This window comes from Pseudoalteromonas carrageenovora IAM 12662 (genome assembly GCF_900239935.1).
Taxonomy (GTDB): domain Bacteria; phylum Pseudomonadota; class Gammaproteobacteria; order Enterobacterales; family Alteromonadaceae; genus Pseudoalteromonas; species Pseudoalteromonas carrageenovora.
In genome coordinates this window covers 3366394-3393349 of sequence record NZ_LT965928.1, presented here as the reverse complement: position 1 = coordinate 3393349, position 26956 = coordinate 3366394, and the positions used below count along the sequence as shown (strand labels likewise).

Here is a 26956-nt window from a genome sequence, read left to right as displayed (position 1 = left end):
GGAGTTTGATTAACTTTACCATTAAAAAAGCCCGCAAAGCGGGCTTGAGAACACACATTTTTTAACAGCTAAATTAACAGCTGTAGTACATTTCAAACTCAACTGGGTGAGTTGTCATGTTAAGCTTTTCAACTTCTTGAGACTTAAGACCAATGTAAGCGTCAATTAAGTCATCAGTGAATACACCACCTTGAGTTAAGAATTCACGGTCTGCGCTAAGTGCAGATAGTGCTTCGTCAAGTGACGCTGCAACAGTTGGAATCTCTGCTGCTTCTTCAGCTGGAAGGTCGTATAAATCTTTATCCATTGCATCGCCAGGGTGGATCTTGTTTTTGATACCGTCAAGGCCAGCCATAAGCATTGCTGAGAAAGCAAGGTATGGGTTAGCTGTTGGATCTGGGAAGCGTACTTCAATACGACGTCCTTTTTCAGATGGAACCACTGGAATACGGATTGAAGCAGAACGGTTACGTGCAGAGTATGCAAGCATTACTGGTGCTTCAAAGCCTGGTACTAAACGTTTGTACGAGTTAGTAGATGCGTTTGCAAAAGCATTAATTGCTTTAGCATGCTTAATAATACCGCCAATGTAGTACAGTGCGTCTTCAGAAAGACCGCCGTACTTATCGCCAGCAAAAAGGTTAACACCGTCTTTAGCTAAAGACTGGTGACAGTGCATGCCAGAACCGTTATCACCAACAATTGGCTTAGGCATAAACGTGGCTGTTTTACCGTACAAGTGAGCCATGTTGTGGATAACATATTTCATTTCTTGAATTTCATCCGCTTTTAATACCATTGTATTAAAGCGAGTAGCGATTTCGTTTTGACCTGCTGTTGCTACTTCATGGTGATGCGCTTCTACTACTTGGCCAAGCTCTTCAAGAACTAAACACGTAGCTGAACGCCAATCTTGTGAAGAATCAACCGGTGAACAAGGGAAGTAACCACCTTTAACACCAGGACGGTGGCCAGTATTGCCGCCTTCGTAATCTTTATCTGAGTTCCATGCTGCTTCTACAGCGTCAACTTTGTACATTGAACCAGACATGTCTGATTTGTATTTAACGTCATCAAAAAGGAAAAACTCTGGCTCAGGGCCAAATAATACAGTATCTGCGATACCAGTAGAGCGCATGTAATCTTCAGCGCGTTTTGCAACAGAGCGAGGGTCACGCTCGTAACCTTGTAGTGTAGAAGGCTCTACAACATCACAACGAACAATTAGCGTTGTTTCTTCTGTAAATGGGTCTAATTTAACAGACTCAGGTACTGGCATTAGCACCATGTCTGATTCGTTAATGCCTTTCCAGCCTGCAATTGAAGAACCGTCGAACATTTTACCGTCTTCAAAAAAGTCTTCATCAACTTGGTGATGAGGAATAGATACATGTTGTTCTTTACCCTTAGTGTCAGTAAAGCGTAAATCAATGAACTTAACGTCATTTTCTTTAATAAAATCTAAAACCGATTGTGACATGTGTCCTCCAACTATTGGGTTTTATTATTGCTGCATAATTGCTTTGATATTTAGTAAGCTGATTTTGTGCCATGATTGTAACTGGCTGTTTATACTTTGAAATTTTATAGTTGCATCAAAATGGAATAAACAAACGCACCCATTTGGTGCGTAAAAAATCCCTTTTGGTGCAAAATTTACAGGGTGTAATTTGCTGCTAATTTAATCGCTTCAAATTAGCATAACCTAAATGCAAAAGAGTGCCAAAAATATCACCGAAATAGCAAAAAAGGCTGTTTTTCAAAAATTAATTGAAATTTAATTCATATAATTGTCATATATAAAACAGATACTTAGTAAAAGTATTGAGAAAGTTTTGAAAATTGTATTGGATAAACTTTCATCCATGTCATTAATGAGGGATAATATGCGCCCTTTTAAATCCTATGCTTGGACATCTCGTGAAAACGCAGATGAGTGCGTAGATCTTGCAGGATCAATGAGAATTAATTTCTCTGAGTAAATATATGAGCATCGAACAGTTAAGAAATATAGCGATTATCGCGCACGTTGACCACGGTAAAACAACTCTGGTTGACAAACTACTTGAGCAATCAGGTACATTAGAAACACGCGGCGGTAACGAAGAGCGCGTGATGGACTCAAACGACATTGAGAAAGAACGTGGTATTACCATTTTGGCTAAAAACACAGCCATTTCTTGGAACGACTACCATATCAATATCGTAGATACTCCGGGACACGCCGATTTCGGTGGTGAAGTTGAACGCGTACTTTCGATGGCTGACTCAGTATTATTACTTGTTGATGCTCAAGAAGGTCCAATGCCACAAACGCGTTTCGTAACGCAAAAGGCATTCGCGCAAGGCTTAAAGCCAATCGTAGTTATCAATAAAATTGATAAGCCAGGTGCACGTCCTGATTGGGTTATGGATCAAATCTTTGATTTATTCGACAACCTAGGTGCAACTGACGAACAGTTAGACTTTAAAGTAATCTACGCATCAGCTATCAACGGCTGGGCAACATTAGATTTAGACGAGCCATCAGAAAACATGGAACCTATGTTCAAGATGATCGTTGAAGAAGTATCACCACCGGATGCAGATCCTGAAGGTGACTTCCAAATGCAAATTTCTCAACTAGATTACAACTCTTATGTTGGTGTAGTTGGTATTGGTCGTATCAAACGTGGTTCTGTTGCTCCTAACCAACAAGTTACAATCATCGGTGCAGATGGTTCAAAACGTAACGGTAAAATTGGTGCAGTACAAAGCTACCTAGGTCTTGAGCGTATCGAAACTGATAAAGCTTACGCTGGTAACATCGTAACTGTAACAGGTATTGGCGAACTTAAGATTTCAGACACAGTTTGTTGTCCTAACAATGTTGAAGCACTACCTCCACTAAGCGTTGATGAGCCTACAGTAACGATGACGTTCTCTGTAAATAACTCTCCGTTCTGTGGTAAAGAAGGTAAGTTTGTAACATCACGTAATATCCGTGAGCGTTTAGACAAAGAATTAGTACACAACGTAGCACTTCGCGTTGCAGATACTGACAACCCAGATAGCTTCCGCGTATCGGGTCGTGGTGAATTACACCTTGGTATCCTAATCGAGAACATGCGTCGTGAAGGTTACGAGCTAGCTGTATCTCGTCCAGAAGTTATCTTACGTACTGTTGATGGCGTGTTAGAAGAACCGTATGAAACACTAACAATTGACTGTCAAGAAGAGCACCAGGGTTCTATCATGGAACAAATTGGTCTTCGTAAGGGTGAGCTTACTGACATGGCACCAGATGGTAAAGGCCGTATGCGTATGGACTTTATGATCCCAAGCCGTGGCTTAATCGGTTTCCAAACTGAGTTCATGACGCTAACTTCAGGTTCTGGCTTACTTTACCATACGTTCGATCACTACGGTCCGCACAAAGGTGGCGAGCTAGGTGTTCGTAAGAACGGCGTAATGATTGCAAACGCTACAGGTAAGGCACTTACTAACGCATTATTTAACTTACAAGAGCGCGGCCGTTTATTCATCGGTCACGGTGTTGAGGTTTATGAAGGTATGGTTATCGGTATTCATAGCCGTGATAACGACCTTACAGTTAACGCGCTTAAAGGTAAGCAACTTACTAACGTTCGTGCATCTGGTACAGATGAAGCACAAACACTTACACCAGCACTTAACTATTCACTTGAGCAAGCGCTTGAGTTTATTGCTGATGATGAGTTAGTAGAAGTTACACCTGAGAACATTCGTATTCGTAAACGTCATTTAACTGAAAATGAGCGTAAACGTGCGGGTCGTGCTCCTAAGTCATAATCTCTTAATTTAGAATAATGATTTTAAAAGCCGCTGTATTGCAAAATACAGCGGCTTTTTTGTTTTTAAATCAAGAGAAGCTTTCAGTTTTTAGTTATCAGTATTGAGCTCTAAAAGCGCAGTGCCTCTTATCCTCTTTGTGAAAAATACACTTAAAAAATATTTGTACAAAGAGAAGAGAATGAGGAGTAAAAGAGCAAGCGCTAAAACAACTGATAGTTCAAAGCCCCTATTTTTATTTTTTTTTTGGTTTTTTTCGTTGTGTTTCGCTGCGCTTAAACCAACCTACAGCTAACTTACATCACTTTTTTGGTAGCAAAGTGATTTTGCCAAATACGTCTGCGTCTATAAAGCCACGATTTCTGTCGCCATTTACTGGTTGTACTTCGTGCGAACCCATAAAATGCTCGCGCACGTCACTGCCATCGTTATCGCAATACGCTAACATAAAGCCTATTACTTGTTTTGGCGTTAGGGTGAGCGGAGTGTTAGTAGCCCCTTCTTTATAATCATTAGGGTAGAGTTTTATGGCAACTTCCCACGTGATGTTAAAAGGTGCGCTGGTGTTGCGTTTCCAGTTACTAACTAGGTGGTCGGTATACAAGTGGGCTTTTTTATCAGGTCCATAATCGGCGGCTTGGTTATCAAGGCCAATGTGGTACGCCAAAGCAGAGTGGTTAAACTGGTGAATACCGCCTGATGCATCGCTGTCTATAAATATTTCAAGCGCGTCGTCATCCCAGTATTTTACAGTTGGATCTGCGTGTGTATCAATTAATACATCATCCACAATATCGGCTTGTAGATATAAGTAATTTTGATCCCACAGCAAACGATAGCGGCCTTTAAAATCGGCATCTGATGAGGGCAGCGTGCCATCCATCAAATACGGCATGTCGTGCCAAGTGGCTTTATCCCAGGCGCTTTCAGATACGCCATCAATGGTAATAGGAGTTGAGGTATGCGCTACATCAATGGCCATTACCGGAGCACTTAATAAACAGCTTAAAGCTAATGCTTGTTTTTTCATTAATTTCTCAATTTTATTATTTATCTTGATATTACAACCATCCTAAAACAGTTAAGCAATGAGTTACAGTGAAATACTTTCGCCTTCGTTAAGAATATATAGTGGCGTTTGAGAGTTCATTTCATCGACCATATGCAATAACCGCAGTAAGGCTGAATGACTAGTGCGGTCGCCCATTTTCCACGTTGAGTTACCGAATCCCCAAGGTATCATTACTTTACAATTAAGATCATTTGCGGCGTTTAGTGCATCCTCTGGTGTTGTGTGTACGTAACGATACCAATTAGGGCTCTCTTCACTGTAATAAGACGCTATTGGCATTAAGCATATATCTATATCACCATATTTTTGCTGAATGTCCTTAAAATGCTTTGAGTAACCTGTATCGCCTGCAAAGAATAGGGTTTTACCGTTTTGCTCAAGCAGCCAGCCGTTCCAGAGGTCTTTATCGTTATCTTCATAAATGAAGGGTACCATTACTCGGCTACTAAAGTGATGGGCAGGTAAGGCATGAATAGCTAAATCACTAATATTTGTTTTTGCGTACCACGCCATTTCGCTAATGTTAAATCCGCCAGTAGGGAAGTTGTCGGCCATACCTAGTGGAGTTAAGTAGCGAGGTTTATTACCGAGCTCTTCTATATCTGCTTTATTAAAGTGATCGTAATGAATATGCGAATACATCACAGCGTCTAAGTTCTCGAGCTCACTTTGCGTTAGCCAATCGCCCGGCTGCCTGTAAAACCCAGAGGCTAGCCTAAAGGCTAAATCAACAGGTGAATCAAATTGCTCTTTGACAGGGTCAAATAGCATTTTTTGACCGTTAGGCGTGCGGATCATAAATCCGGCATGACCAAGCCAGCGAACAGTGTAGCCAGTATTTAATTTTGGCGTTTCTTGCTCAGCAATATATTGGCAGTTCTCGCTGTCTTGTTCGCACTGTAGTTTAGGGCTCGTTGGGTAGCAGTCGGCTTCGCAGGTGGTCGGGTACGTTTTTTTACCAGGATAGAGATTATGAAAGCGTCCTTTTCGTTCTCCATCTTGATGCAGTGGAGTTATGGTATCTTCCCCTGCAATAACTTCAATTTGATTGGGTGTGTGGCACGCGCTCAGCAGCATACAGGTAGTGATGAGGCTAAAAGTAGTTAGTTTCATTGTCGTAATTTAATTATTATTTTGTAAAAGTATAACAACAACAGCAGATTAACGAATAATTCAAAGGTAACAAAAAGTAACAACAAAAAAGCCTGCAATTTTGCAGGCTTAATAAGTGCGTTTAAAGTGATTAGCCTGCGCTATTCATTTGCTCTATAAACTTGTTTGAATCGGCAATCGATTTGTTCATGTCGTTCATTAATATTTGTATATCGCGCTTAAGGTTAGTGAACTCACCTTTAATAGCCGATACCGCTTGTGCGTTTAAGTTATGCTTTAAATATAAAACATTATCATGAAGCGACGTTAGTACTGGCTCCATTTTGCTCTCTGCGCTGCGCATTGAGCTAAGTAACTGGCTAAATTGACGCTGAGTAGCGGCTAGCTTTTTACTGCTTTCACGTTTAAGTGAGGCACTTTTATATTGCTCTAGCTCATCGCTCCATTCATCAAAAAGTGCTTCTGCTACGTCTTCTACTTTATTGATGTTGCTAGATACTTCGTTTGCGGCTTTTAAGCTCGACTCGTAATCGTCGTTTAGCTGATTATAAGTCTCTTGCAGTTCGCCGCCGTTAAAATCTATTAATGTAGTTAGGCGCTCAAGCGCAGATTTAAACTCTTCTTGTGACTCTTCTTGTGAGTCTTTTGTTTCTTCTACACGGTCAATAAGGATATCACGTTTGTGAACACCTACTTTTTCCATTGCAGAATAGTAAGCTGATTGGCAGCCTGATAATGCTAACGTAAGTGCGAGCATAGAGGCGCTAAGTAGTGTTTGTTTTTTCATTTGGATCCCTATTTACGTGTAAGTGCTGTAAATTATGGTACTGATTGTTATTATAATCAAAACTCGATAAGCACAAGTCAATTGTATGAATGATAAGCTCTCCCATTACAAACAGCAAGTTAAGTCCTTTATGCGCCAGCAGCCTAGCTGGTGGATGCAATATATAAATCGATGTATAGACGATCAAATAACGGTTAATGCAGGCTACCTTGCTTACGTAACGTTGCTTTCATTAATACCCCTAATAGCAGTGGGTGTAGCTATATTCTCGGCGTTTCCGGGGTTTGAATCGACTCGTATGGAGATAGAGAGCTTTTTGTTTACTAACTTTGTACCTACCTCGTCCGATGTCATTAAAGAGCACATAACCTCCTTTGCAGGCAATGCTAATCAAATGACCGCAGTAGGTATTGGCTTTTTAGCAGCTATTGCATTGCTGCTTATCCGTAATGTTGATGCCACACTAAACCGGATTTGGCGAATTAAGAAAAAACGCCCAATGATGATCTCTTTTGCAGTGTATTGGATGGTATTAAGCCTAGGCCCCGTACTACTTGGCGCAAGTATTGGTGTTACATCATATATTGTATCTTTAGTCTCGTTTGCTGATCAGGGAATACCTGGGTTTAGCGGCTTTTTGTTAAAGCTGGTGCCTTATGGTTTTTCGATGATTGGTTTTTTAATGCTATACACCTTAGTACCTAATACGCCTGTTTCTATTAGGGCGGCTGTACCCGGCGCACTTTTTGCGGCTATACTATTTGAGTTAACTAAAAAAGGGTTTGCCCTTTATATTAGCCATTTCCCATCGTACGAAGTTATTTATGGTGCTGTTGCTACCATACCTATTTTATTTGTTTGGGTGTATTTGTCTTGGGTAGTGGTGTTGCTAGGCGCTGAATTTACAGCGTGTATTAGCCCAAATGATATCGAAGATACCCCAGAAATTGAACTTGAAGAAGAGCCAAACTTAAAGGGTACGCACTAAATGCAAGGGTTAATACAGCGTGTAAAAAATGCCAAAGTAGAAGTTAATGACCAAATTATAGGTGAGATTAGCCAAGGTATTTTATTGTTATTAGGTGTAGAAAAACCAGATGATGAGCAAGCCGCCGATAAGTTACTGCATAAGGTAAGCAATTATCGTATTTTTACTGACGAAAACGACAAAATGAACTTAAGCCTAAAAGATATAGGTGGAGAGTTATTAGTGGTTTCGCAATTTACATTGGCAGCTAATACCAAAAAAGGCATGCGCCCAAGCTTTTCATCAGCAGCAACGCCAAGCCAGGCTAACGCGCTTTACGAGTACTTTGTAACTCAAGCTAAAGCACTCGATATTAACGTGGCAACCGGTGAGTTTGGCGCAGATATGCAAGTGAGCCTATGTAACGATGGGCCTGTCACCTTTAACTTATCGGTTTAATTATCAGACTTAGTAACAATAACAATATGATTCACAAAGCCCGCTACTTTATGCGGGCTTACTTTTACCCCAAATACATTAAATAGTAATTGCTGTAACTGAATTAACTGCGACTCATGCTGCGATAAAAAGTTAATAAATAGCGTGCCACCACCATTGAGGGCGTTATATATTTTTTGATAAAAAGCGTGTTCAAATAAAAACCGTGGCGCGTCTATCTGGCTAAATAAATCAAGAATAATCCAGTCATTGTTATGTGCTTTTTTTAGTATATTTTGCGCGTCATCACACTGCACATCACTTTGGTTTTTAAGCGCAAAAAAATCTGTATAACAGGCAATTATATCAGCACTTTTTTCAACTGATGTTACTTGTGCCTGCGGGTAGGTGTGTTGTAAGTAATTACGTATAGCGCCGCCGCCAAGGCCAAGCTCTAATACACGATTTGGTGGTGCTAAGGTTTGCCACTGCTTAGCCAAATAGGTTAAATGTGGAAATAGCAGGCGCTGTGGATTGTTAAGCTCTATCACCGATTGCAAAGTATCGTTAATCAGCAGCCAGCGAAGCTGTCCGGCTTGGCGAACCTGTATGTGATCGCCTGCATATTTATGCCAGTAAACTAGTTGCCCAATATCTTGGCTGTGGTTAATAAAGTGGCTACTAACTACACCCGTTAAAGGGTTTATAAAATCGCTCATAACATTTAGCATAAACTACATGGTGCACTGGGTAAAATAGTTAACTAAAATTTTAGCTATGAGCCAAATTATTTAATCTAGCTAGCGCTTAAAGTAGCGTTAAAGGTGGATTTAGTGTTCACACTTTAAATTAGTTATTTTTTCACTCGCTTACCAAAGTCGTATTGGCAGTGTTTCAAAGATGGAGTATGGTATTTGCCATAATAATTCCAACCAACTTAATCTTTAATTTTTTAATAACCAGAGCGTGGGTTAAAGAGTTATTCAGTTGGATTACATGCCGTAGCCTTTATTTTTTATTTACGGCCAAACAACAGGAGTATGTATGTTTCAGGTAAGTACACCGCAAAGCAGCGAAGATTGGCAAGCGTATTATCAATTACGATGGGAAGTATTACGTGCGCCTTGGGGCGAGCCTCGAGGCTCTGAACAAGACGACATGGAGCAAGATTCTGAGCATCGTTTTATAAAAAATAAAGAAGGCGATGTATTGGGTGTTGCACGTTTGCACTTTAATAACCATGAACAAGCGCAAGTACGTTACATGGCTGTGGCTGAAGGTAACCGAAACCAGCATATTGGTAGCCGTTTATTGCATGAGCTTGAAAAAATAGCGTGGACGCAAAATGCAGGTGAACTGGTGCTATTTGCTCGCGAACGTGCACTTGAGTTTTATAAACGCCATGGTTACGAGCTAAAAGAAAAAGCTCACCTTGCGTATGGCGATGTGCAGCATTTTAAAATGATTAAGCAAAAACCTAGTGAGCCGGGTTGGTTCCGCCACCCAAATTGGACTCAAGTACTGCAAAATATTTGGCGCGAATCAATTCCTATTAGTGATGCAATGGGTATTAAAGTAGAAAGCTACACAGATTGGCAGTTTACAACTAGTGCAGATTTAGATGCTAACTTAAACTTACATAACACCATGTTTGCAGGTTCTATTTATAGTTTAGCAACGCTTACTGGTTGGGGGGCAACGTATTTAGCGCTTAAAGAAGCGGGGCTTGAAGGTAATATTGTACTGGCCGATGCGAGCATTAAGTACTTAAAACCACTTAATACGGACCCTAAAGGCTGTGTAGAATTACAAACATGTAAAGGTAAACTGAGCGACTTAGAAACCGATGGTAAAACAAGTTACGTAGTGCCAGTAACTATTTATGATGGTGACAACGTAGTTGCAGAGTTTGAAGGTGTATTTGCCGTTAAGAAATAAGGGCAATGCTTCATTAAAAAAGCCAAGCACTAAGTAATTAATGCTTGGCTTTTTTATGCGCTGATTTTATAACAAATCAGTTAATAATATACCTACACCTATACGTTCAATATCGGCGTTGTAATCAATTAAGCTTTCGCCGTAGCCGTTAAAGTATTGTGCGTAACCACGTAAACGGCCCCACATAGGAAATGACCAATCTAATTGAATCGCACCACGGTTATCTGAATTTAAGTTATTACGTGTCATAAAGCTAAACTCATGATCTTGGTAACGGTACGCGCCGCTAAATTCAAAGTAACCCATGTATTTGTAAATGTCTGGGTTGTCATCGCCATCGGCTTCTAGTGGATCTTCTTTTTTATCTTCAGCGATTCGGTACCAAGGCTTAAAGCTAAAAACAAAACCTCTGTTTTCCCAAATGAAATCGGCGTAAATACGGTTCCATGAACGAGAGTTTGGCTGGCTGCGGCCATTAGACTGGTGCGAAATACCCAGTGCAATTGCCATTTCGTCGCCCCAAAGCACATGCTCTTCATCTAGGTAATTTACCCAAAATATTTCTGGCTCGTAGTTGGTTTCACGAAACGGTGATGAAATCTCTGAGTTATAAATCTGCCAATATGACTGCAGTGTAAAACCAAAGAATATAGCTTGGTCGTCATCAGCAAAATCATCGTATAGTGGCACTTTAATAGACAGCTGGTATTTAGCTTCTAAGTTATCAAGTGGTTCGCCATTTTCTTCATCTGTTAGCTCGTCAAAGCCATCATACGGGCGATCGTTTGGATGCGATACATACGACAGTGGCAAAATGTAGTTACGTTTATGCGGTGTAATTACGTTACGATTTTTTTTGCTTACTTCTTCGCGGGCTTTACGTTTATCAAGTGCGGTAAGTTGTTTGTTTTCTTCAAGAGCTGAACACTTTTGACGGAGTTCGTCTAAGGTTTGCTTTCCGTCGCCACCAATTACTTCGTTTAAAATACATTGCTTAACAAGCTCTATATCGTTGTCTTGTTCGTTTTCTTTTACCTCTTCTTGGGCAAAAGAGGGGGTACTAAGTAAAGCCGTGAGTGCAATCCAATAACGCCAGCTCATTGTTTATTCCTTTGAGAGTAGGGTAGATTTATAAATTATAACGTCTTTTTACATTTGTAACGGTGAACTTTTACTGAATTTACGTTTATACCATGTTATTTACGTTTGCTTGTAGTGTTTAGATCAAAAGAAAAGCGGCCTAAGCCGCTTATCTAATGTAAATTAACTTTTAAATCATTAATTTACTCTCACGCAATGAGAAGGGTGAGCTATAGCTCAAATACGTTTGTAAAAAACTTATAAAGTTCAGTGCCTTGGTTAACACTTGCCGAGGCAAAGTGCAAAATTGCAATAGCATCACAATCGAGGCTGAGCGTTTGTAGTGGCTGCTCACTCAAGTAGCGCTCCATGCGTAAAACATGTGCAATGGGCTCGCCTGCTTTAATATGCCCACCTAGTGGGGCTACATATTCAACCATGCCGCCAATAGGGGCGTAGTAAGCAAAGTAGTCATCTAAATGGCATGCGTAGCGGGTTATATTGCTCGGTTTGTGTCGTGCGTCTACCAATACATTTTTATGATTTAAGTAACTTAAAATGCTATTTGCATCGTTGAGTGCTTCTGTTAAGTCTATTTTTTCTTGGCTACCTAGCTCAACCGTAAAGGCTTCTACCTGTACGTTAAAGTCCCTGTCTTGTGCGCCAAGTGCATCACTTAGGTGCCACCATGGGCAAAAGCTTGCTTCGTCCATGGCGCCATCAAAGTCGCTTGGGATCAGCAGTACATGTTCAATATTAAAATAACTGGCGCTCTCGGTTGCATATGTTGGGCAATATAGGTGCTTACTTGAAATAGGCCCTGTGTGTAAATCAAGGACTATGTCAGCTTGGTGCGCAAGCTTTTGCAAATTAAGCGCAATGCGTTTACCCGTATTAAGTAAATAAGCTGGGCCGTTAAGTTTGGTATCTATTTCATCAATCAGGGCTTGTTTAAAGTTATTTTTTAAAGCTGCATCGTCGTACTGGCTATGATCTTTGGCAAACTGGGTGACTAAATCACTATTGTAGTGATACATACGGTTCCAGTTAGTGCCAGTAATCGGGTCGAATCGGCCAAGGGTAAATTCCCCTGATTTTTGATTACAACCTATAGGGTTAGCATAAGGTACTAAGGTAATATCGCCTTTTAAATTGAGCTGTTTTAACTGCTCTAGCAGCTGAAAAATAACCGCGTTACCTTGTACCTCGGCGCCATGCATATTGGCTTGAATATACACGCTTGGCCCGCTGCCATCGCCTTTTAAGCGATACACCGGAATAGTTAGAGGCAAGCCGTTTGCTACTTCCCCTACTATAATGTTTTCTTGGCTAATGGGTGTTGTTATGCTCATGTTTATTACCTTAAGTAGTGACTGGCATCTTCTGCTTGGCGCACACACGTGAGCTCGCCATTTTGTAACACGTATTCTGCAGCTAGTTCATGGCATAAAAAATAGGGCATGCTTTCGGTAAAACCATAGGCGCCACATTGGCTAAACACCAGCCAGTCTTGCTCGTTTAAATCGCTTGGTAGGGTATGCTCGCCTAAGCAATCAAGGGCAGTACATAATGGGCCGTATAAGCTCATTGCTTGTTCTGGCGCTGTTGACTCGCGTAGTAACGCCGCAGGAAAATCTTGGCTTGTAACAGCAGGGCGCAATAAGTGGTTAATACCACCGGTTAAAATAACTTGCTGTTGCCCGTAGTTTTGTTTGCACTCAACGACTGGGTTCGCGTAATGACCGCATTCGCCTACAGCGTAACGTCCAAGCTCCATCCAAAGCTCGTCTACACCCGCATCTTTTTTAATTTTTGCCAGCGCGGTGATTAATCCATCCCACTCAAGTGTTGCATCATTTGGTGTGTAAGGAATACCTAAACCGCCGCCTAAGTCTAAAATTTTCAGGTTTATATTTAAGTTATTAGCCAAGGTGGTAAGCGGTGCAATCATTTGCGACCACAGCTCACTTAGCTTTTGCGTGCTAAGCATGTTGCCCCACTGAAAAATATGTAGGCCATCAAAATTAAGTGCTGGGTAATCGCCAGTATTGAGCGCTTGCCATTCATCGCAACCAAGCCCAAACGGTGTAAGGCTGTCACCCCCTAATGGGTTTTTTTCACCTTCTGGCCAGCGTAATTGCACACGCAGTAATACTTGCAGCTGCGTATTTTGCAGCTGCGCTTGCTGGTTTAACCAACGTACTTGATTGAGGCTTTCGGCAACAAAAATACGCACGCCGCGCCCAATAAAGTGTTTAATTTGTTTAGGGCTCTTTGCAGGCCCTGTGTTGAGCACGCGCTGTGAACTAATACCTTGTGCAAGGACTTGTTCAAGCTCACCTTTACTTGCTACGTCAAAGTTAAATCCGGCGCTGTCTAGGCATTGAATAACCTTAGAAAGCGGATTGGCTTTTATCGCATACCAAAGCTTTACATCGGTTTGCGCAACTAAACGGGTAAGGTGTGCGTTTAGTTTGTCTAAGTCGTAAACAAAAAAAGGTGTATCAAGTTGCTGAGTAAGTGTATTTACGGCGGCCTTGATAGGCGTGCTCAAAAAGCTCATTATCGTAAAACCTCTTCTAGCAATAACGATGCATCGCTTTGCTCGTCGCGGTATTTAACAATGAGTGCACACGACATGCTTAAGCCTTGCTCACGAGCCCATTCGTTAGACGCTGGGCGAGAGCCTGGTATTACAATAGCGTACTCTGGGATTGGTTCGCCTTTATCTAGCTGGCGCTCGTTAACACAGTCGTAAACCGGAATAGTTGCAGATAAACGCACGCCTGGTGCAAGTACAGCGCCTTTTTTAACCACTACGCCTTCAACAATGACACAACCTGCGCCAATAAACGCATCGTCTTCAACCACGACTGGGCTTGCACCAATTGGCTCAAGTACACCACCAAGTTGAACAGCTGCGCTTAAATGTACATTTTTACCAACTTGTGCACACGAACCCACTAATGCGTGGCTATCAACCATAGTACCTTCGTCGATGTATGCGCCAATATTTACGTACGCTGGTGGCATAATAATAGTGCCTTTAGCTACGTAGGCACCGCGGCGAACACTGGTGCCACCTGGTACCATACGCACGCCATCTTCAGTGCTAAATTCTTGTGGTGCAAGGTTGTGTTTATCTACAAAACCGCCTGCAAACTCTGTGTTAGTGCCATTTTTAAAGGCTTCTAAAATGCCTTGTTTTACTTCTACGTTAGCTTCCCATTGGCCGCTTTCGTTTTGTGATGCTGCGCGTACTGCGCCCGATTCTAAATTATTTAGTAGTTCTAACCAGCTCATTATAAAAACCTGTGTTTAATGCCAAGATAAAATGGTGTCGTTTGCAGTGGTAATGCAATCGGTTTGCGTTAACTCAAGATGCGTTAAAGGTGGACGCAACAGTGGGCTATTTAAACGCCCTTGCTGGTGCATTAGCACTTTAACGGGAATAGGGTTTGCTACAGCAAATAGGCTATTGATAGCGCGAGTCCACTGAGCAAATAAATTGGGGTGTTGACCGCTTAGGCTGCGCTTTACAAATTCGTGTGTTTGCAAAGGCCATGCATTGGCCGCAACCGAAACTAAGCCTTTTGCACCTGCTTGGGCAAAGTAGGGCATAAGTGCATCGTCGCCACTGTATAGCGCTAAATTAGGCGCGGCTTGTCGGTATGCTTCAAATTGGGTGATGTTGCCACTGGCTTCTTTTAAAGCCCACAGTTTTGGGTGCGCTTTTAAGTTTTCAATGGTTTCGATAGGAATGCTTACACCGCTGCGCCCAGGTACGTTGTACAACATACACGGATGCGCGCTTTCGTTTAATAAGCTTTCGTACCAATGTGTTTGACCTACAGCCCCTGGTTTTGCATAAAGAGGCGAGCCTAATAAGTAGCTGTGAATAGGTAATTGGTTACAGTAGCTAACCCATTCTTTTTGTTGGGCCAAATTACTACCACCAACAGCAACCATAAGCGGTACACTGGGTTTTAATTGGCACACGTGCTCAACAATGCCTTGCTGCTCTTTAAGCGTAAGGGCTAAGCCTTCACCTGTGCTACCGAGCAGTAAAATACCGTTGTGTGCCGCTTCTTGTTCGCTAACAAGTGTTGTGAGCGTGTCGTAGTCAACATTACCTTGTTGATCAAACGGCGTAACAAGCGCTGTCCACAGTGCGTAGTCGTCTAAATTGAAGTTGTGAATCATCTCTTACGAACCTATAAGGTGTTCGAGATATTAAGGAGGCTGTATGATGTTAGCCGCATTAACGTCGTTCGAACAGTATTCGAAGAGCGAATGGGCTTAAAATAATAGGGCGCACGGCCTTATTATTTAAGACCAGAAGCTCTCCACCAAACTAATAAGCTGTTTTAAAACAGCTATTGGTGACAGTCGCTAGGATTCAACCTAGTCGCCCGAAGTAATTGCTTCGCAAAAGCGTTTACCTCTCGGCGGTATTCCCCTCACATATGCTCACTGGAGTTTGCGCTCCTAACATACGCTACCTGAATAACGCACCTCTTCTAGCCCTTTGTATTTTGTTTAACCGCAAAAGGTTTAACAAAATACAATTTAAATAGGGTAATGCGACGATTAAAACATTTTAGCCGTCTAGGTGTCAAGTTGCAGGATACAGATTAGTTCATCGAAAATGTGGGTGGTTACGTATTGGCTGCTTTTCTCGTAAACTAACCCTATGAGCAGTGATGAGGTATTTAATAAGTATGGAAAAATTTAGCGATATTTATAAGCGAGCAGTAGAGCGAAAAGGCTCTGAAAAAATGCTTAAGTTATTACTCGCAAAACCCTTATCTAAAAAAGCATTAAGCGCATTAAGTGACGACGACTGGCTTGAGGAATTTACTCGAAAAGTATTTCAAAGTGGCTTTTATTGGTCGGTAATAAACAGCAAATGGCCGGGCTTTAGAGAGGTTTTTTGGGAGTTTAGTGTTGATAAATTACTAATGATGCCGCCCGATATGCTAGAGCAAAAGGCAACGGATGAGCGCATTATTCGTAATTATAAAAAAGTGAAAACGATTCCTGAAAATGCCTACATGATCCACGAAATAGCACAGGAACATGGCAGTTTTAGCAAGTTTATTGCTGAGTGGCCAACAGATAATATTATTGGCTTGTGGGCACATTTAAAAAAACAAGGCGCCCGTTTGGGTGGAAATACTGGCCCGTATGCCTTAAGAGCGCTTGGTAAAGATACTTTTTTACTTTCGCGAGATGTAGAAAGTTACCTAAGAGCGCACAAAATTATCGATGGCGGCCTGCAAACTAAAAAATCACTCACTGCTGCACAGGCATTTTTTAACGAAATGCAAAAGCAAAGTGGTTTAAGCATGCAAGAGCTGAGTTTAATTGTGGCCTATGGTGTGGGCGACAATCGTGTAGGTATAAGCCAACAAGCAGAGGATTAATGATGAAACTAGTGCCAAGATATACAGACATAGCAGATAACTTTGCAATAGAGGATCAACCTTCAAGCGTTGCTGCCCCGCAATTGCTGCTGTGGAACGCATCGTTAGCTAAGCAGTTTAATATAGATATTGAGCCGCAGCTGCGTGCTAGTACGTTTGCAGGCAACGAATCACTGCAAATAAAGGCGGTAGCACTTGGTTATTCTGGGCACCAGTTTGGGCACTTTTCGCCGCGCTTGGGTGATGGGCGAGCACATTTACTCGGTGCTGTAAGCGACGATAAAAATCAGCTGTGGGATATTCAATTAAAAGGCTCAGGCGCTACGCCTTATTCTAGAGGAGGCGATGGCCGGTGTGCACTAGGTCCTGCTATTCGCGAATATATTATGAGCGAGGCAATGCATGGCTTAGGTATTAAAACCACGCGTTGTTTGGCTGTGGTTGGGACAGGCCAAGTCGTTTATCGTAATCCGCCGCAACCTGGCGCAGTTGTCACTCGTCTAGCAAGTAGTCATATTCGGGTTGGCTCGTTTCAATATTTAGCGACCCAAGGGGATACTGAGGGTCTTAAAAAGCTTGCCGATACAGCCATTGAGCGCCATTACCCTGAAATTAACATAACCGGGCCAGAGCGTTACTTAGCCTTTTTAGATGCAGTGATAAAAAACCAATTAGACTTAATAATTAGCTGGATGAGAGTCGGGTTTATTCATGGCGTTATGAATACCGACAACACGCTAGTAAGCGGTGAAACCATAGATTATGGCCCGTGTGCGATGATGAATGTATTTAATTTTGATACCGTATTTAGCTCTATTGATAAGCAAGGGCGTTATGCATTTGGTAATCAACCAAATATAGCGAGCTGGAACTGCGCTCGTTTAGCCGAGAGCTTAATACCGCTTATTAATGACGATGACGAGCAAGCCGTAAACTTAATGACGCCCATAATCAGCCAGTTCTCAATGCTATTTAACGATAGATACAATCAAATGTGGGCACAAAAACTAGGTTTAGCTGGCCAAAGTGAAAATGATGTTGAACTAGTAAGTAAGTTATTACTCTTATTTCAAGAGCATAAGCTTGATTACACCAACACCTTTGATGCCCTTACTGAGTCATTAAAAGGTGAATCTGTAATACCTGAGCCATTAACGCAATGGGCACAGCTTTGGAAAAGTCGAACAGATAACAGTTCTTATGAAATTATGCGAGCTGCTAATCCTCGAGTGATCCCTCGTAATCATATTATTGAAACAATTTTAGATGAATATACAAACATGGGGACTAGTGAATTACTAAAACCGTTTATGGAAGTGCTTAGTGATCCATACTTTACTAGCAAAAACATAGCTCAGTATCAGGAAGTACCTAAAGAGGACAAAGATTACCGCACATTTTGCGGTACTTAAGTGCTGGGTTAACTCATAAGTTCATGATTATAAATGGCCATATTTACTTATATACGGCTATATTTGGCTTTAAATAGTGTTCATTGATTGAGCAAAGTATATTCAAGTGGTAATATCCGCGACCGTAAAGCCAAGTAATTTTTTGCGTATATACAGTGCATATAGTTGAATTTACCTTGTATTAGCTTACAAGTAAGCGATTTATAATAAAACCACTATATTTATTGTTTGCAGGTTAGGTAAAGCGTTTAATCTCACCTACAATAAATGGTTGGATGTCGTCATAGACCATTGAAAAAATTTATAAACTTTATTTTTCGTTAAGTATCGATTAACAAAAGCTCAGGTAGTCTGTAAAAAACTGGTTGAGCTAGAATTGATTAGCTACAATTTATTGGTTGTTAAAATGGGAAGAAAACAATGAAATTAAAATCACTTACAATTGCAATCGCGTTGGCTGCAACTAGCGCATCTACTTTCGCTGCTGATAAAGAAGAAGGCTTCTACATTGGCGCATTTGGCGATTACTACGACGCATCTTGGAAAAACATGCGTGACCAAGCTGGCTTAGACGTAAATGAGTCTACAGGCTGGGGTGTTGAAGCTGGTTACCGTTTCAGCGATTACTGGAGCGCACGCCTTGAGTATGCAGACATGGATTTTAACGCTTTTGACAAAGTAGCTGGCAATCGCAATAATATTGACGGCGAGCGTTATGGTATTGATGCACTATACCACTTAGATGGTGGTCCATTTTACGGATTATTTGGTATTAAAGAAATTGATGTTGTAGATGACAACACATTCTTAAATGCGGGTGTTGGTTACCAACACTTTATTACAGATGGTTTATTTGTTAATGCAGAAACAGCTGTATACCAAGGCCTTGACCGTGGTTACACAGATGTTGGTGCAAAAATTGGTATTAACTACTTATTTGGTCAAAATGCAGCGCCAGCTGAGCCGGTTCAACCAGCTCCAGAGCCTGAAGTTGTTGAAGTTGCAGTAGTTCCTGCTGATAGCGATAATGACAACATTTTAGATGCTGATGACCAATGCCCAAATACACCTATGGAAGATGCTGTAGACGGTACAGGTTGTACATTATATGAAGACCGTGAAGTAACAACTAGCCTATTAGTTACTTTCCCACATGACTCTGCAGAAGTAGGTTCACAGTACTTCACTGATATCGCATCAGTATCTGAGTTCTTAAAAGAGCATACAGATACAACAGTTCTTCTTGAAGGTCATGCATCGGCTGTAGGTAATGCAAACTACAACAAAATGCTTTCTAAAAAGCGTGCTGATGACGTAGCGAAAGAATTAGTTAAAGATGGTATCGATGAAGACCGTATCACTACAGTAGGTCTAGGTGAAGAGCGTCTTAAGAATACAGCAAATACTAAAGCAGCTCACGCAGAAAACCGTCGTGTAGAAGCGCATGTAAAATCTATTGAACGTGTAAAAGTTAAGCGTTAATAGTAATTTACTAAATCTAGAAACCCAGCCATGTGCTGGGTTTTTTTATGGGCGGAATAAAGTGAACAAATAATCAAATAGTAATGATTATTACTTAACAAACATTCACGAAAATAGATTTTATTAAAGCCACTATTCATAATATTTATAGTCGGTATAATCAGTTGCTTAGTTGGATGGATTTTCATCTAATCATAAAAGCTTTATAATCACGCGTTAGAATACTATAAGTATTGGGTAACTTATTTGCGCATGAAGCGCTACCGAATACTTTCACGTCACCAAGAGGGCAATATTGTGCTACAAGAATATCGTAAACACGTAGAAGAACGTGCCGCGTTAGGTATCGTACCAGCGCCACTAGATGCTCAGCAAACGGCTGATCTTATTGAACTAATCAAAACGCCACCGGCAGATGAAGAAGAGTTCATCCTAGATTTATTAATCAACCGTGTACCGCCAGGTGTTGATGATGCAGCGTATATCAAAGCAGGCTTTTTAGCGGCAGTTGCAAAAGGTGAAGCGCAGTCTCCACTAATCTCAAAAGAAAAAGCAGCTGAGTTATTAGGTACAATGTTAGGTGGCTACAATATCGCTCCTATGATTGAACTTCTTGATGACGAAGCACTTGCGCCAATCGTAGCAAAAGGCCTTTCAAACACATTATTAATGTTTGATGCTTTTTACGATGTAGAAGAAAAAGCAAAAGCAGGCAATGCATATGCTAAACAAATCATCGAGTCTTGGGCTGCAGCTGAGTGGTTTACTAATAAACCAGCAGTAGCTGAAAAAATCTCAGTTACTGTATTTAAAGTAACTGGCGAGACAAACACAGATGATTTATCTCCTGCACCAGATGCATGGTCACGTCCTGATATCCCACTACATGCTTTAGCAATGCTAAAAAATGAGCGTGATGGTATTGTTCCTGATAAAGCGGGTGAAGTAGGTCCAATCACTAAATTAGAAGAGTTAAAAACTCAAGGCTTACCACTTGCTTACGTAGGTGACGTTGTAGGTACTGGTTCTTCTCGTAAGTCTGCTACTAACTCTGTACTTTGGTTTATGGGTGACGATATCCCATTTGTACCAAATAAGCGCGTTGGTGGTGTATGTTTAGGTAACAAAATAGCGCCTATCTTCTTCAATACAATGGAAGATTCTGGTGCATTACCAATCGAATTAAATGTTGATGAGTTCAACATGGGTGATCAAATTGATATTTACCCATACGAAGGTGTTGTTAAGCGTCACGGTACTGATGACGTTATCTCTACTTTTGAACTTAAATCAGACGTAATTTTAGATGAAGTACGTGCCGGCGGCCGTATTCCTCTAATCATTGGTCGTGGTTTAACAGACAAAGCACGTACATCTCTAGGCTTAGGTGCAACTGACGTATTTAAAGTACCAGCGGTAACTGAAGCTTCAGATAAAGGCTTTACACTAGCGCAAAAAATGGTTGGTAAAGCATGTAACGTTGAAGGTATTCGCCCAGGCCAATACTGTGAGCCTAAAATGACCACTGTAGGTTCGCAAGATACTACAGGTCCTATGACACGTGATGAGCTTAAAGACTTAGCATGTTTAGGTTTCTCTGCAGATTTAACAATGCAGTCATTCTGTCATACCTCTGCTTACCCTAAACCAATTGACGTAAACACTCACCATACGCTTCCTGATTTCATCATGAACCGTGGCGGCGTTTCACTTCGCCCTGGTGACGGTGTAATTCACTCTTGGTTAAACCGTATGTTATTACCAGATACTGTAGGTACTGGTGGTGATTCACATACACGTTTCCCATTAGGTATTTCGTTCCCAGCGGGCTCAGGTGCAGTAGCATTTGCAGCAGCAACAGGTGTTATGCCGCTTGATATGCCTGAGTCTATTTTGGTTCGCTTTAAAGGTGAAATGCAACCAGGTATCACTTTACGTGACCTAGTACATGCAATCCCTTACTACGGTATTAAGCAAGGCTTATTAACAGTAGAGAAAAAAGGTAAAATCAACGAGTTCTCTGGTCGCGTACTAGAAATCGAAGGTGTTGAGCACTTAACTGTTGAGCAAGCGTTTGAATTATCAGATGCATCAGCAGAGCGTTCAGCAGCAGGTTGTACTGTTAAGCTTTCTAAAGAGTCTATCAGCGAATACCTTGAGTCTAATATTGTTATGCTTAAGTGGATGATCTCTGAAGGTTACGGCGATGTACGTACAATCGAGCGTCGTATTACAGCAATGCAAGATTGGTTAGCTAACCCAGAACTTATGGAAGCTGACGCTGACGCAGAATACAAACACGTTGTAGAAATCGACCTAGCAGAGATTAAAGAGCCAATCCTTTGTGCTCCAAATGACCCTGATGACGCACGTTTACTTTCTGATGTTACTGGCGAGAAAATTGATGAAGTATTCATCGGTTCTTGTATGACTAACATTGGTCACTTCCGTGCTGCTGGTAAATTACTAGATGGTTTCACCGGTCGTATCCCAACACAACTTTGGGTTGCTCCACCAACTAAGATGGATAAAGATCAGCTTACTGACGAAGGTTACTACGGTATCTTTGGTCGTGTTGGTGCACGTATCGAAACTCCAGGTTGTTCACTATGTATGGGTAACCAAGCACGTGTTGCAGATAAAGCAACGGTTGTTTCAACCTCTACACGTAACTTCCCTAACCGTTTAGGTAATGGTGCGAACGTATTCTTAGCTTCAGCAGAGCTTGCAGCAATTGCTGCTATTTTAGGTAAATTACCTACGCCAGCTGAATACCAAGAGTATGCTGCGAAAATCAATGCAACGGCTGCAGATACATACCGTTACTTGAACTTCCACCGTATGCCTCAGTACACTAAAAAAGCAGACAACGTAATTATTCAGCAAGCTGTATAATTTAAACCTGTTTTAAAAAAAACCCGCTTAGGCGGGTTTTTTGTTGGGTTTATTTAATTTGAATAGTTCATGTTTTAATAAAGTTATATTGGATTAAATATAGCAGTCAGTAACTTTTTAGATAAATAATAAAGCAAATATTCCTCCCCATATGCATTAAAATCTCTTTTAATATTCTCATTATTTTAGGCGAGATTTTATGACTGCATTAAACAACCAGAATTTACTGCAACTACGTTTTGTTAACCAAGCAAATATTGATTTGGTTAAGCCTTCTTTTGATAACCTACCTGCAAATCCTTATGCAGATGGCGAATTTCGTAAACGTCGTTACTCAGTAATTAAATTTCAAAATGGTGCGCTAAAACTACAAGCTGCCAAAGCATTTGTTCAAGACGATTCAATTAATACTTTTCAGGGTAACGTAGAGCGTACTTACGAGAACTTAGAGCAAAGCTTACTAGAGTCTCAAGGTATGCAAAGCATTGTAAGTGAGTTTTTTGAGCTTACCGGTATTGATGAAGACCGTGATATTGAAATACACCAATTTAGAATGTTAGCTATTGATAGTGATACGCCGGCCGCGCCTGAAGGTGTGCATCAAGATGGTTTTGACCATGTATGTATATGCGGTGTTTCGCACGAAAACCTAGAAGGTGGCGAGCTACTTGTATACGAAAATAAACAAGCTGAACCATGTTTTAAAATGGAAATTAAAGACGGAATGTTTGCACTAATAAACGACCGTCAAGTGTGGCACAACGCCACACCAATGAATAAAATTGATGCTAGCAAACCAGGTTACCTGGATTGTTTTGTATTAACGTCTTAAGGAATAAGCATGAACATAGCGCAATTACGTGAGCAGTTTCCGGCATTAATGCAGAGCGTTGATGGTAAATCGCCGATATTTTTAGACGGCCCAGGTGGTTCTCAAGTGCCTCAGTCAGTGCTAAATGCAATGTCTGCTTATTTAGGGCACTACAACTCAAACCTAGGTGGCGCGTTTTTTTCAAGCGATAAAACTGTAGAACTAATGGCAAATGCTCGCCAAGCCGCAGCAGATTTACTTAATGCGCCAAGTGCACAAAATATTGTGTTTGGCCCAAATATGACGAGCCTTACCTTTAGTTTTAGCCGAGCTATTTCGCGCAATTGGCAGGCTGGCGATGAAATAATTGTAACCAACGCTGATCACTTCTCAAACGTGTCGTCTTGGCAGCAAGCTGCAGAAGATAAAGGCGTTAAAGTTAACACCGCAGTTATTAACGAAGTTGATTGTAGTTTGGATATGGCGCAATTTGAGAGCTTATTAAACAGTAATACTAAGCTTGTAGCGGTAACTTACGCTTCAAATACAACAGGTTCTATAAACGATATAAAACGTATTATAGAACTTGCCCACGCTGTAGATGCTCTTGTTTATGTTGATGCGGTACATTACGCACCACATGAACTGGTTGATGTACAAGCACTTGATTGCGACTTTTTAGCCTGCTCGGCGTATAAGTTTTTTGGCCCACACTTAGGTATGGTTTACGGTAAGAAAGAGCACTTAGACGGGTTTACTCCTTATAAAGTAGAACCTGCTAAAGACGTAGCGCCAGGTCGCTGGGAAACCGGTACTCAAAGCTTTGAAGCAATGGCTGGTTTTATTGCGGCAGTTGATTACATTGCGGCAATAAGCGAGCTTGACGGTAGTCATTCACGCCGCGAAAAGTTAAGCGTGGCTTTTGCTAAAACTAAGCAGCATGAAATGGCGCTTAGTGAGCACTTTTTAACACGTTTGGTTAATTACCCGCGTATTAAATTGTTTGGTATTGATGATTTTGATCGCTTAAACGAGCGTACACCTACTTTTGCTTTAACGTTTGAAGGTTTAGAGCCACGTGAAGTGTCTGAATTTTTAGGTAAGCAACATATCTGTGTGTGGGATGGACATTTTTACGCGCAAGGTTTGTGTAAGCAATTAGGTGTGCTTGATAAAGGCGGTGTAGTACGTATTGGTTGTATGCACTACAACACCATTGAAGAGCTAGATCAGTTGTTTAATTTATTTGATGAACTGCTCGGTTAAATGATACTAATTTTGGTGCGCTAACTTTTAGGCGCACCATATATTTGCTCTGCACGGTTAAATAGCACCCACGAGGTTAAAATATACTTATCGTTAGAGACAGGTTTATTACCTCTGTGGGTATGCGTAAAGTAGCCAGGAGCTATCACCATAGTGCCTTTTTTAGGAGCTATTTTACGGTTTTGATAATAAAACTCAGTTTCACCGCCTTCTTCTACATCGTTTAAGTAAAACATAAACAATAATACCCGGTGCAGCGCTTCATTGTGTTGTAACTGCGGATACACCTCACTGTGCCAGTAAGGATAACCACCTTTATTTACCTCGTATTTTTGCGCTTGAATGTTCCCCAGTCTAAATATTTGCTGCACTAATATAGGGAGCTGTGGTTTACCTACCTCATCAAAATTTTCTTGAGTTAAATCTACTACTTCCCCAGTTTTTGGATGATAAACCTTTAAGCCAAATGCACCAATCATCATAAAAATATGCTCTTCAACATAGTTAAAAACATGCTGTGCAGTCGTTTGTTGTATATGTTTTAATTGTTGTTCGTATTCGGGGTGGTTATTTAAATGCAGATCGTGGCTGTCTTTCTTTTTTAAATCGACACCGCCAGATGTTACCCCTTGTTTTACATGCGGGCTTTGCGCAAAGGTCGTAATAAAGCTATCGCAAAAGTCATCGCTTAATGCGTTGTTGTATACGCGAATAAAGTCCGTCATGGTTTACCTTTATATAATTATTATTGGATTTATATGTTTATTGAAAAAGTGATGCCGCGATTTAGCGAAACAGATGCACTCGGACACATTAACAATACCGTACTCCCCGTTTGGTTTGAAGCCGCTCGCGTACCTATTTTTAAATTTTTTACACCAGATTTAAACCCACATGACTGGAAACTAATCATTGCTAAAATAGAAGTATCGTTTGTAGGCGAGCTATTTTATGGCCACGAGATCACTATTAAAACGTCTGTAGAGCATATAGGCAATAGCTCTTTTGTACTTAAACAAGAGGCATTTCAGCACGATAAATGCTGCGCAATAGGTAAAGCAGTTATGGTCAGGTACGACTTTGTGGCTAAAACTAAGCAAGCACTTTCAAGCCAAGAAAAAAATGCATTAAATGAGCACTTAAATTAAACGTTATCAATTAGCGGTTACCAACCACTTTGTAAACAGCCCGAGACAGCTGTAAATTTTTATGGCTGTATTTTAACGCATTTAGATTGAGTTACTGGCTTCACTTATATACTATTTATAATATATATTGTTGCACCGTTATGACAGGAATTGTTAATGCGGTAATTTGGTGGAGAATGAGTGTGGCGTCTATATCTATTAATAAACCTTTAGAGGTTATTAAACTTAATGATGGTAAATCTTTAACAGCTGAAATTTTGCCCTTTGGCGCAATTATAAAAAGCATTAAATTTAATAACCAAGAGATGACGCTCAGCGTTGACGATTCGCAATACTATCTTGAAAACCCATTTTACTTAGGCGCAACTGTTGGTAGATACGCTAACCGCATTGCTGGTGGACGTTTTAGTCTATCGGGTACTGAATATCAGCTAGATACTAATAACGGCCCAAATAGCTTGCATGGCGGTGTTAAAGGCTTTAATAAAGTGCTTTGGCAAGTTACTCAGCAAAGCGAAAGTGAGGTGGAGCTATATTATTGCTCACCTGATGGCGATCAGGGTTTTCCGGGGCAGTTAAAGGTATGGCAAACTATTAGTGCTAAAAATGGCGAACTAACTTTACGCTTTAAAGCTACTACCGATAAAGAAACTCTCGTTAATTTTACTAACCATTGTTATTTTAACCTCGATGGTAGCGATTCTATTAATGAGCACTTTGTACAAATAAATACCAATCACTTTCTTCCTATAGATAAAACCAGTATTCCACTTAATAACGGCCAAACAGTTGCAGGTACTTGTTTTGACTTTTGCACAGCAACGCAGTTAGGCGATGCACTTTGTGCAGCAAGCCCACAGTTAGAAGCGGGTAATGGTTTTGATCACTGCTATATTTTCAATAATGACGGCAGTTTAAAAACGATGGCTACATTAACTTCGCCACACACGAACGTTAGTTTAACCCTTAAAAGTACGCAGCCAGGCATGCAACTTTATACCGCAAACTTTGTTGGTGCGCCTTTTAAAGCACGCCAAGCTGTGTGTTTTGAAGCGCAAAATTGGCCTGATGCGCCAAATCGTGAAAACTTCCCCAAAGCAAATTTATTGCCAGAAGAAAATTATGAGCAGGTTATTATTTACGCGTTTTCTGAGTAAATTCAACCTGCCAATGTTAATTAAAAGAAAATTAAAAGCAAAAATACAGTAATTAAATGATACCTATAATTAAGGAAAAGGTTGCACTTTTGCTTAGTTTAAAGTATTTATAATATAAATAGTATTTGAAATATATTTACTACCACAACGACAC

Annotated in this window: 23 protein-coding genes and 1 riboswitch; of the genes, 12 read left to right on the top strand and 11 right to left on the bottom strand. The window is 40.9% G+C overall.

Annotation, left to right across the window (positions count from 1 at the left end):
• Positions 1-73: 73 nt before the first annotated feature.
• Positions 74-1480, bottom strand: coding sequence for a glutamate--ammonia ligase (gene glnA, locus ALFOR1_RS15380; protein WP_058549218.1), 1407 nt, complete (start codon positions 1478-1480; stop codon positions 74-76).
• A gap of 506 nt (positions 1481-1986) precedes the next feature.
• Here glnA and typA point away from each other — a divergent pair.
• Complete coding sequence (gene typA / locus ALFOR1_RS15375) at positions 1987-3810, top strand: translational GTPase TypA (protein WP_058549219.1); 1824 nt, start codon at positions 1987-1989, stop codon at positions 3808-3810.
• Positions 3811-4111: 301 nt separating this feature from the next.
• Here the strand turns inward: typA and ALFOR1_RS15370 are convergent, their stop codons facing one another.
• The 3 genes from ALFOR1_RS15370 to ALFOR1_RS15360 form a co-directional block, all read right to left on the bottom strand.
• Positions 4112-4840, bottom strand: coding sequence for a CBM9 family sugar-binding protein (locus tag ALFOR1_RS15370; RefSeq protein ID WP_104643476.1), 729 nt, complete (start codon positions 4838-4840; stop codon positions 4112-4114).
• Between the two features lie 63 nt (positions 4841-4903).
• Positions 4904-5995 carry an MBL fold metallo-hydrolase gene (locus ALFOR1_RS15365; RefSeq protein ID WP_104643475.1) on the bottom strand — a complete coding sequence of 364 codons (1092 nt, stop codon included), beginning with the start codon at positions 5993-5995 and terminating at the stop codon, positions 4904-4906.
• Between the two features lie 130 nt (positions 5996-6125).
• Complete coding sequence (locus ALFOR1_RS15360; protein WP_104643474.1) at positions 6126-6782, bottom strand: DUF2959 domain-containing protein; 657 nt, start codon at positions 6780-6782, stop codon at positions 6126-6128.
• Positions 6783-6867: 85 nt separating this feature from the next.
• Between ALFOR1_RS15360 and ALFOR1_RS15355 the strand changes: the two genes are divergently transcribed.
• Positions 6868-7770 (top strand): virulence factor BrkB family protein, encoded by a 903-nt coding sequence (locus tag ALFOR1_RS15355; protein ID WP_104643473.1) that lies wholly within the window; start codon positions 6868-6870, stop codon positions 7768-7770.
• Positions 7771-8208: a D-aminoacyl-tRNA deacylase gene (gene dtd / locus ALFOR1_RS15350; RefSeq protein ID WP_058549224.1), complete on the top strand. Its 438-nt coding sequence runs from the start codon at positions 7771-7773 to the stop codon at positions 8206-8208.
• Here the strand turns inward: dtd and ALFOR1_RS15345 are convergent.
• A complete protein-coding gene (locus tag ALFOR1_RS15345; protein ID WP_104643472.1) occupies positions 8205-8918 on the bottom strand; it encodes a spermidine synthase in 714 nt (237 codons plus the stop codon). The genes dtd and ALFOR1_RS15345 overlap by 4 nt on opposite strands.
• 313 nt (positions 8919-9231) lie before the next feature.
• Between ALFOR1_RS15345 and ALFOR1_RS15340 the strand changes: the two genes are divergently transcribed.
• Positions 9232-10125, top strand: coding sequence for a bifunctional GNAT family N-acetyltransferase/hotdog fold thioesterase (locus tag ALFOR1_RS15340; protein ID WP_104643471.1), 894 nt, complete (start codon positions 9232-9234; stop codon positions 10123-10125).
• Positions 10126-10191: 66 nt separating this feature from the next.
• On the opposite strand, the gene ALFOR1_RS15335 is transcribed toward ALFOR1_RS15340, so the two are convergent.
• The 5 genes from ALFOR1_RS15335 to dapA form a co-directional block, all read right to left on the bottom strand.
• On the bottom strand, positions 10192-11226 hold the full coding sequence (locus tag ALFOR1_RS15335) for a phospholipase A (protein WP_104643470.1): 1035 nt from the start codon (positions 11224-11226) through the stop codon (positions 10192-10194).
• Positions 11227-11435: 209 nt separating this feature from the next.
• Complete coding sequence (locus ALFOR1_RS15330; RefSeq protein WP_104643469.1) at positions 11436-12557, bottom strand: succinylglutamate desuccinylase/aspartoacylase family protein; 1122 nt, start codon at positions 12555-12557, stop codon at positions 11436-11438.
• 5 nt (positions 12558-12562) lie between these two features.
• Positions 12563-13768, bottom strand: coding sequence for a PLP-dependent decarboxylase (locus ALFOR1_RS15325; RefSeq protein ID WP_104643468.1), 1206 nt, complete (start codon positions 13766-13768; stop codon positions 12563-12565).
• A complete protein-coding gene (locus ALFOR1_RS15320) occupies positions 13768-14508 on the bottom strand; it encodes a 2,3,4,5-tetrahydropyridine-2,6-dicarboxylate N-succinyltransferase (protein ID WP_054983375.1) in 741 nt (246 codons plus the stop codon). Before ALFOR1_RS15320 ends, ALFOR1_RS15325 begins: the two co-directional genes overlap by 1 nt.
• Before the next feature lie 15 nt (positions 14509-14523).
• Positions 14524-15408, bottom strand: coding sequence for a 4-hydroxy-tetrahydrodipicolinate synthase (gene dapA / locus ALFOR1_RS15315; RefSeq protein WP_029773500.1), 885 nt, complete (start codon positions 15406-15408; stop codon positions 14524-14526).
• A gap of 128 nt (positions 15409-15536) precedes the next feature.
• Positions 15537-15733: riboswitch (Lysine riboswitch) on the bottom strand.
• Between the two features lie 193 nt (positions 15734-15926).
• On the opposite strand from dapA, the gene ALFOR1_RS15310 reads away from it, so the two are divergent.
• The 6 genes from ALFOR1_RS15310 to ALFOR1_RS15285 all read left to right on the top strand — a co-directional run bounded on the left by ALFOR1_RS15310 (position 15927) and on the right by ALFOR1_RS15285 (position 24497).
• Positions 15927-16631 (top strand): DNA-3-methyladenine glycosylase I, encoded by a 705-nt coding sequence (locus tag ALFOR1_RS15310; protein ID WP_104643467.1) that lies wholly within the window; start codon positions 15927-15929, stop codon positions 16629-16631.
• A 2-nt stretch (positions 16632-16633) separates the two neighbouring features.
• Positions 16634-18043: a protein adenylyltransferase SelO gene (locus tag ALFOR1_RS15305; RefSeq protein WP_104643466.1), complete on the top strand. Its 1410-nt coding sequence runs from the start codon at positions 16634-16636 to the stop codon at positions 18041-18043.
• Between the two features lie 420 nt (positions 18044-18463).
• A complete protein-coding gene (locus tag ALFOR1_RS15300; protein ID WP_058549234.1) occupies positions 18464-19525 on the top strand; it encodes an OmpA family protein in 1062 nt (353 codons plus the stop codon).
• A gap of 297 nt (positions 19526-19822) precedes the next feature.
• On the top strand, positions 19823-22420 hold the full coding sequence (gene acnB, locus ALFOR1_RS15295; RefSeq protein ID WP_104643682.1) for a bifunctional aconitate hydratase 2/2-methylisocitrate dehydratase: 2598 nt from the start codon (positions 19823-19825) through the stop codon (positions 22418-22420).
• 199 nt (positions 22421-22619) lie between these two features.
• Positions 22620-23252, top strand: coding sequence for a 2OG-Fe dioxygenase family protein (locus ALFOR1_RS15290; protein ID WP_104643465.1), 633 nt, complete (start codon positions 22620-22622; stop codon positions 23250-23252).
• A gap of 9 nt (positions 23253-23261) precedes the next feature.
• Positions 23262-24497: a cysteine desulfurase-like protein gene (locus ALFOR1_RS15285; protein ID WP_104643464.1), complete on the top strand. Its 1236-nt coding sequence runs from the start codon at positions 23262-23264 to the stop codon at positions 24495-24497.
• A 20-nt stretch (positions 24498-24517) separates the two neighbouring features.
• Here ALFOR1_RS15285 and ALFOR1_RS15280 read toward each other — a convergent pair whose 3' ends face one another.
• Positions 24518-25222: a 2OG-Fe(II) oxygenase gene (locus tag ALFOR1_RS15280; RefSeq protein WP_058549239.1), complete on the bottom strand. Its 705-nt coding sequence runs from the start codon at positions 25220-25222 to the stop codon at positions 24518-24520.
• Between the two features lie 33 nt (positions 25223-25255).
• Between ALFOR1_RS15280 and ALFOR1_RS15275 the strand changes: the two genes are divergently transcribed.
• Entirely contained in the window at positions 25256-25645 is a 390-nt protein-coding gene (locus tag ALFOR1_RS15275; protein ID WP_058549240.1) for an acyl-CoA thioesterase, read from the top strand.
• Positions 25646-25821: 176 nt separating this feature from the next.
• Positions 25822-26802 carry an aldose epimerase family protein gene (locus ALFOR1_RS15270; protein ID WP_373864949.1) on the top strand — a complete coding sequence of 327 codons (981 nt, stop codon included), beginning with the start codon at positions 25822-25824 and terminating at the stop codon, positions 26800-26802.
• Positions 26803-26956 lie beyond the last annotated feature (154 nt).

Bases quoted from the DNA above. Each gene is read 5' to 3' on its own strand.
- ALFOR1_RS15275 (WP_058549240.1), top strand. From the start codon at position 25,256: ATGTTTATTGAAAAAGTGATGCCGCGATTTAGCGAAACAGATGCACTC.
- ALFOR1_RS15320 (WP_054983375.1), bottom strand. From the start codon at position 14,508: ATGAGCTGGTTAGAACTACTAAATAATTTAGAATCGGGCGCAGTACGC.
- ALFOR1_RS15330 (WP_104643469.1), bottom strand. From the start codon at position 12,557: ATGAGCATAACAACACCCATTAGCCAAGAAAACATTATAGTAGGGGAA.
- ALFOR1_RS15300 (WP_058549234.1), top strand. From the start codon at position 18,464: ATGAAATTAAAATCACTTACAATTGCAATCGCGTTGGCTGCAACTAGC.
- ALFOR1_RS15285 (WP_104643464.1), top strand. From the start codon at position 23,262: ATGAACATAGCGCAATTACGTGAGCAGTTTCCGGCATTAATGCAGAGC.
- ALFOR1_RS15340 (WP_104643471.1), top strand. From the start codon at position 9,232: ATGTTTCAGGTAAGTACACCGCAAAGCAGCGAAGATTGGCAAGCGTAT.
- ALFOR1_RS15365 (WP_104643475.1), bottom strand. From the start codon at position 5,995: ATGAAACTAACTACTTTTAGCCTCATCACTACCTGTATGCTGCTGAGC.
- typA (WP_058549219.1), top strand. From the start codon at position 1,987: ATGAGCATCGAACAGTTAAGAAATATAGCGATTATCGCGCACGTTGAC.
- ALFOR1_RS15370 (WP_104643476.1), bottom strand. From the start codon at position 4,840: ATGAAAAAACAAGCATTAGCTTTAAGCTGTTTATTAAGTGCTCCGGTA.
- ALFOR1_RS15310 (WP_104643467.1), top strand. From the start codon at position 15,927: ATGGAAAAATTTAGCGATATTTATAAGCGAGCAGTAGAGCGAAAAGGC.
- ALFOR1_RS15335 (WP_104643470.1), bottom strand. From the start codon at position 11,226: ATGAGCTGGCGTTATTGGATTGCACTCACGGCTTTACTTAGTACCCCC.
- ALFOR1_RS15270 (WP_373864949.1), top strand. From the start codon at position 25,822: ATGAGTGTGGCGTCTATATCTATTAATAAACCTTTAGAGGTTATTAAA.
- dapA (WP_029773500.1), bottom strand. From the start codon at position 15,408: ATGATTCACAACTTCAATTTAGACGACTACGCACTGTGGACAGCGCTT.
- glnA (WP_058549218.1), bottom strand. From the start codon at position 1,480: ATGTCACAATCGGTTTTAGATTTTATTAAAGAAAATGACGTTAAGTTC.
- ALFOR1_RS15345 (WP_104643472.1), bottom strand. From the start codon at position 8,918: ATGCTAAATGTTATGAGCGATTTTATAAACCCTTTAACGGGTGTAGTT.
- dtd (WP_058549224.1), top strand. From the start codon at position 7,771: ATGCAAGGGTTAATACAGCGTGTAAAAAATGCCAAAGTAGAAGTTAAT.
- ALFOR1_RS15325 (WP_104643468.1), bottom strand. From the start codon at position 13,768: ATGAGCTTTTTGAGCACGCCTATCAAGGCCGCCGTAAATACACTTACT.
- ALFOR1_RS15360 (WP_104643474.1), bottom strand. From the start codon at position 6,782: ATGAAAAAACAAACACTACTTAGCGCCTCTATGCTCGCACTTACGTTA.
- ALFOR1_RS15290 (WP_104643465.1), top strand. From the start codon at position 22,620: ATGACTGCATTAAACAACCAGAATTTACTGCAACTACGTTTTGTTAAC.
- ALFOR1_RS15280 (WP_058549239.1), bottom strand. From the start codon at position 25,222: ATGACGGACTTTATTCGCGTATACAACAACGCATTAAGCGATGACTTT.
- ALFOR1_RS15305 (WP_104643466.1), top strand. From the start codon at position 16,634: ATGAAACTAGTGCCAAGATATACAGACATAGCAGATAACTTTGCAATA.
- ALFOR1_RS15355 (WP_104643473.1), top strand. From the start codon at position 6,868: ATGAATGATAAGCTCTCCCATTACAAACAGCAAGTTAAGTCCTTTATG.